Origin of the sequence: Nioella ostreopsis (genome assembly GCF_004000255.1) — a bacterium.
In the GTDB taxonomy this organism is placed as follows: Bacteria; Pseudomonadota; Alphaproteobacteria; order Rhodobacterales; family Rhodobacteraceae; genus Nioella; species Nioella ostreopsis.
Genome location: NZ_RCIQ01000052.1, coordinates 1 through 5,190 on the forward strand (window position 1 = coordinate 1; position 5,190 = coordinate 5,190).

4 protein-coding genes are annotated in these 5,190 nt (G+C 67.5%); 3 read left to right on the forward strand and 1 reads right to left on the reverse strand.

Going from position 1 to position 5,190, the window contains the following annotated elements; genetic code table 11:
• Window positions 1-552: 552 nt before the first annotated feature.
• The gene (locus tag EP237_RS23255; protein ID WP_164744811.1) at window positions 553-729 is read right to left on the reverse strand and encodes a hypothetical protein; all 177 of its coding nucleotides are present in this window, start codon (window positions 727-729) and stop codon (window positions 553-555) included.
• A gap of 128 nt (window positions 730-857) precedes the next feature.
• On the opposite strand from EP237_RS23255, the gene EP237_RS22585 reads away from it, so the two are divergent.
• The 3 genes from EP237_RS22585 (at window position 858) to EP237_RS22595 (ending at window position 4,961) form a co-directional block, all read left to right on the forward strand.
• Window positions 858-1,817: a hypothetical protein gene (locus EP237_RS22585; protein WP_127563073.1), complete on the forward strand. Its 960-nt coding sequence runs from the start codon at window positions 858-860 to the stop codon at window positions 1,815-1,817.
• 76 nt (window positions 1,818-1,893) lie between these two features.
• Window positions 1,894-2,460, forward strand: a complete 567-nt coding sequence (locus tag EP237_RS22590; RefSeq protein ID WP_127563074.1) for a PDDEXK-like family protein — start codon at window positions 1,894-1,896, stop codon at window positions 2,458-2,460.
• A 101-nt stretch (window positions 2,461-2,561) separates the two neighbouring features.
• Window positions 2,562-4,961 (forward strand): AAA family ATPase, encoded by a 2,400-nt coding sequence (locus EP237_RS22595; RefSeq protein WP_127563075.1) that lies wholly within the window; start codon window positions 2,562-2,564, stop codon window positions 4,959-4,961.
• The last annotated feature ends 229 nt before the right edge of the window (window positions 4,962-5,190 follow it).

Genomic DNA, 5,190 nt, shown 5'->3' on the forward strand with positions numbered 1-5,190 from the left:
CGAGGGGGATACCCCCTCGACCCCTCCTCGCGATTCGACCGGCCCGAAAGCCGATCGATCGCTGCGACCAGCAGCCTGCTGGACCCTTCCCACCCTGCCCCTGATTTGTTTTTCCTGTTCTTTTCTTGGGCAGGTCCGGTTGGCCATTTGCTCGCCGAAACGCCCTCCACTAATCGCCCTGATCACCTGCTGAGCACCGGGCTACCGGTCCGGGTGCAGAGGCTGGCCGACCCGGCCATCCTCCGCACCCAGCCCCATGGCAAGCCCAAGATACCGCCGCGGTACGGCGCCCCCCTTCCACACTANAAGATACCGCCGCGGTACGGCGCCCCCCTTCCACACTACGGCGCCCCGAAGTTCCGACGGGCTGTCCCTCTTTCTGCACCCGAACATCGCCCTCGTCTATTCGCCCAGTCGGTAATTGCACGGCCGGCGTCCGGGCCGAGCGGACACCATACCCAGACCGGACTTCGCGCAGCTTGCCCGGCCGGACCCGACAATGATCACCGGCCCACCTGAACATGTTCCCGGAAACCCTTAACTTGGCGGGGGTCAGTCAGTCGGGTCATCCTTCGAGCGCGAGGCATCCAGCCCGAGCCCGATGAGAACCCTGATCGCTTCATTCTCCGAGGCAAGGCGCTTCTCGAAGCGGAAGTCCGATATCCGCTTTGCCTGATCTTCCGTCAGGTTCACCAGCTTTTTCACGGGGAATACGGTTTCTTTGCTCATAACCCACGAATAACGCATATGCTCCATATTGACAATGGGGCATATATCGCATATGTTCGATATGCGAGCAAGGCAGGTGCTACCAACACCTGCCCGCTCTAACCGCCAGAACCTGTAAGGAGGCTCCGATGGCTAACCGTACGACTATCACCACTTCCCCGTTCACTGAACCCCCGCTGCGCGCGATGTTCGCGCGGTTCACGGCCCTGACCGCGTCGCTGGTCCAGCTGACCGAGACCGAGCGGGACCTCGGCAGCTATGACGGGCAGGATCCCGCCCTGTCCGCCTTCACCGACGCGTTGGATGCGGCCCGCGCCGGCACGCTCACCCATTGCGCGATGATCCTTGCCGGCGAGACCGCAGATGAGATGACCTACGGACTTCAGATGACGGCGAAGATGGTCAGGACCGTCCTGACGACCGACAAGCCGACCGAGGTGTCTATCATCCGGAACCTTCTCGCGATGCGCGATGAGACGGTGCTCTTCCCGCTCTATCGGCCCGACCACCCCCGCTACAACAGCCTGCTGGACCGGGCCTTCGACGCGCTCGCGGCGCATATCGCGCTGCCCGGGCCCGCGGGCGCGGCGTGCCCCGCGATGGCTGGCACGGCCTATGTGGCGCATACCGAGATGTCGCACGCCTTCACCAGCTTGTTGGGGGCGATGGACCTGTTCGTTCGCACCGAGCAGCCGCTTCAGCGTCTGGTGGCGGGAGACGTCCGGGCGGATCGCTTCGGCGTCGCGATGCAGGAGGCCGAGGCGGCCCTGAAGGGCATGAATGCAGCGCTCTATCGGGTTATGGCGGCGGATATGACCCGCGAGGAGGACCAGGCGCTGTGGGAGATGGGCTATGCGCTGTACAACCTGATCGCCAAGGATGACGACGAGGCGCGGCTGTTCCTTTTCGAAACGCTGATCGACTACCAGTCGTATTTCATGGTGCAGGGCAACCATGCGGTCGCGCGCCGGACGCGGGCGATGCAGGCCCGGTTCTTCAACCTGGTCACTGCGATGATGTCTCTCGAGGACTTCGGCGGGCCCGGCCCCGACGGCGATGGCGCCTGCGGGCCGTCGCTGGCGGCCTGATCGGGCCGGACCTGCGCGCCATTCCGAGGGGGCACGGCCCCCTCACCTCTCCTTTCCTGAATGACGGAGCATCCTGATGCACCAGCCCTATCTTCCCGGCATGACCATGCCGCCCCGCCCCACCGAGAGCCGCGACGCGCGGACTGCTCTGGCCACTTATCCCGCGATGTCCACTGAGGACCTTTGCCGTCATGCAAAACCTCTGGGGCGTGCGGCTGAACTTCTGGTCGACAGCGCACTTGTCCGCTTGGGTGAGCGGGTATATCCGGCCGATGAGCACGAGCGGCATGACCGGCTCTTGCTCCTCCCGAGTGGCGCATCCCTGCGTCTTCAGGTCAAGACGCGCCACACGCAGAATGGTCGCGGTGATTACATCTTCACCTTGCGCCAGCGCTCCGAGCGCGGTTGCACGGGGCGCGGCCCCTATGAACCGCAGGACTTCGACATTCTCGCGGCGGTTGTTCTGACCGAGAACGTGATCCGCTTTACAGCGGACTGGCAGCTCAGGCAGGTTATCCACGCCTCCGAGATCGCGGAGCTTCGGCGGAACCCGCGCCAGAGCCTGGACGCGGCGCTCGCCCGGCTGGGCCACACGGATGCCATCCCGGGCGGCTGGGATGGAGACCTCGACCTCGCTGCCTGAACGAACCCGGCGCCCACCCCTCACTTCCCCACCAGAGCCACCTCTCGGCCCGTCGGTACGGCGGACCGTTCCCCCTTTCTCATCCTGACTGGAGGCTTCCCATGACGCAGCCCACCAATCCGACCCTCTCCCCGACCAGCGGCACGGCCACCGCGCCTGACAGGCGCGGTTTCGCCTCGGCGATCCGCCAGAGCCTGATCACTGAGCATCCGGGCTGGGCGACGATTTCCGGCGTCATCATGACCTGCCCGCCTTACGCTGTGCCGCCTTCTGCGCCGGTTTCCGCGGTCGCACCGCAGCGTCAGGCGAAACCTGCCACGTCCCCGGCCTCGAACCCGACCCGCTCGGCAAACACCGCCGACGCGGCGCCCCGGACCGACCTCGATGATATTTTGGATTTCGTCGAAGCGGAGGCGGCCGAGGCTGTCGGCCTGTTTTCTGACGCGCTGCCGCAGGTTCCCGATGGCAAGGAGGCGCCCCTCTATACGTTGCGGCCTACGGCAGCGCTTGCGATGGCGCGGTTGGTCGCGACGTTTCCCAGCCCTGCGGCGCTTTATCAAGCGCTGAGTGTACCCGGGTCGCTGACCGTTCTCGCGGTGAACAGCCCCGGTCTGGATGAGACCCTCCTCAAACTGATCGAGCACCTTTGCGCTCGCGCGCCTTTCTGGCCCGACAACGCGCCGCTGCCCCATGTGGTGCGTGGAGAAGAGGCGGTTCTGCCCAAGGACAGCCGCAAAAGGGACTCCGGCTTGGTCGGTCAGCTTGTGCCCACGGTCCGGGCGGTACTGGAGACCCGGCGCCCTGTCGTCGCGGTAGCGGTGGCGGCGGGAACCTTGCCGTCGCCCCTGCGCGCCTTGAAGCCGAGTGTGATCCCCCTCGCGCCGCTCGACCGGTCGATGCTGGCCGATATCCTGACCGACGCTTACCCGGACATTGGCGAACGGAACCCTGGCGACGCAGCCACGCTCGCCCTGTTGCCGGACGATGCGCAGTGTAAGGGGCTCGGGCCGGAGGACCTTGTCCTTGCCCTGCGCAGCCCGACGCTGGACGGCGCGATCGCGGCGTTGGTCGCAGCCACGACGCCCGCCGTCAACGAGGGGCCAGGGCTGGCCGATTTCCCGCTGCCGCGTGAGGTGCGCGAACCCGTCGAACAAATGGTCGCCGAGTTGCGCGCGTGGCGGGCCGGGGAAATCCCGTGGCGGGACGTCACGCGCGGAATTCTTCTTTCTGGCCCGCCGGGGAGCGGGAAGACGGAAGTGCCGCGTCTGATCGCCCAATCGGCTGGTATCACGGTAGTTTCCGGCTCGATTGCCGACTGGAGCGCGGAGGGCAGCCGCGGGAGTGAGGTGATCAAAGCGATGCGGGAATGTTTCGCGCGCGCCGCCACCCGCGCGCCCGCGCTCCTGTTCATTGACGAACTTGACGCCGTCGGCGACCGCGACCGCGTCGGGGACAACAACCGCAGCTGGACCGAGTATGTGGTCAGCGGCCTTCTGGCCGCGATGGATGGTTTCGAGGGTCACGAGGGCGTCGTCCTCATGGGCGCGACCAATCACGTGGAACGGATCGACAAAGCCGTTCGCAGGCCCGGCCGCTTCGACCGGGTGCTGCATCTGGGCTACCCCACGCCCGACCTCCTGCCGGCCGCACTCCGGTGGCAGGCTTGGCCGGATCTGGCAGATGTCGACCTGACCGGTCTCGCCGCGCGCGCCGTGGGGATGAGCGGCGCCCAAATCGCGGCCTGGGTCCGGTCCGCCCGGGGGCTGGCCCGGCGGGCGCAGCGCCCGCTTTCGGTCGAGCATCTCGAGACCACCCTGCGCGACCTGCGCCCGCCGATGCCCGACGCCCTACGCTGGCAGGTCGCCATCCACGAGGCGGGCCACGCGGTCGTCGGGGCCGCCACGGGTGTGGCCCGGCCCAAGTTGCTGGCGCTGCAAGCAGATGGCGGGGTCACCCATTCCAAACGCCTCATGATCGGCCAGCGCCGGTCCGAGATGGAGGCCGCGCTTGCCCTCGACCTTGCGGGACGCGCCGGGGAGATCGCCGCCTTCGGGGAACCATCGGGCGGCGCGGGCGGGGAGGAGGGCTCAGACCTCGCGAGCGCCACGCTGCTCGCGGTTGCCATCGAAGCCTCGCTCGGCCTCGGCGACCGCCTGGTCTGGCAAGGCAGCCCGCAGACCGTACTGGACCGCCTCCCCCTTGACGGCGATCTGCGCGCCCGGGTCGAGGGCCACCTGCGCCGGGCCGAGGCCAGGGCCCTTCGGATCGTCGAGGCCCATCTCCCGTTGCTGGAGGAGATCGCAGGCGCGCTGTGCCGCGCGGCGCTGCTCACCGGTCCCGAACTTGATGCGCTCCTTGCTCGCGTCTCGCCCGAACCTGCGATCGGGACGCCCCTGGTAGACGCACGGATTGCAACGCCACAGGGGGCTGCAGACCCGGCCCGGGAGCCGGCCGACAACATCAACGCGAATCCCGACCTCAGTCGGCCCTTCGCCGCCTGACAGGCACTACGCAAAAGGCGTGTCCGGTCCGGAAGGGCCGAGCGCGCCCACTATGGCCGACAATCCTCCTCCCGCTGACACTATATAAGGAGCCCGCGCATAACCCGGACATCTCCCCTCCAGACGCGGCTGCCCCGGCCGGACCTGACCGGCCGACATCGGCGGTGTCGTCGCCCCGGGTATCGCCGGGCGCCGGTTTCGGGTCCAGCACCGAGGTCAGCACCGAGGT

What these genes read in the sequence shown, in the direction of transcription:
- EP237_RS22585 (WP_127563073.1), top strand. Translation starts at nt 858, where the DNA reads ATGGCTAACCGTACGACTATCACCACTTCCCCGTTCACTGAACCCCCG.
- EP237_RS23255 (WP_164744811.1), bottom strand. Translation starts at nt 729, where the DNA reads ATGAGCAAAGAAACCGTATTCCCCGTGAAAAAGCTGGTGAACCTGACG.
- EP237_RS22590 (WP_127563074.1), top strand. Translation starts at nt 1,894, where the DNA reads ATGCACCAGCCCTATCTTCCCGGCATGACCATGCCGCCCCGCCCCACC.
- EP237_RS22595 (WP_127563075.1), top strand. Translation starts at nt 2,562, where the DNA reads ATGACGCAGCCCACCAATCCGACCCTCTCCCCGACCAGCGGCACGGCC.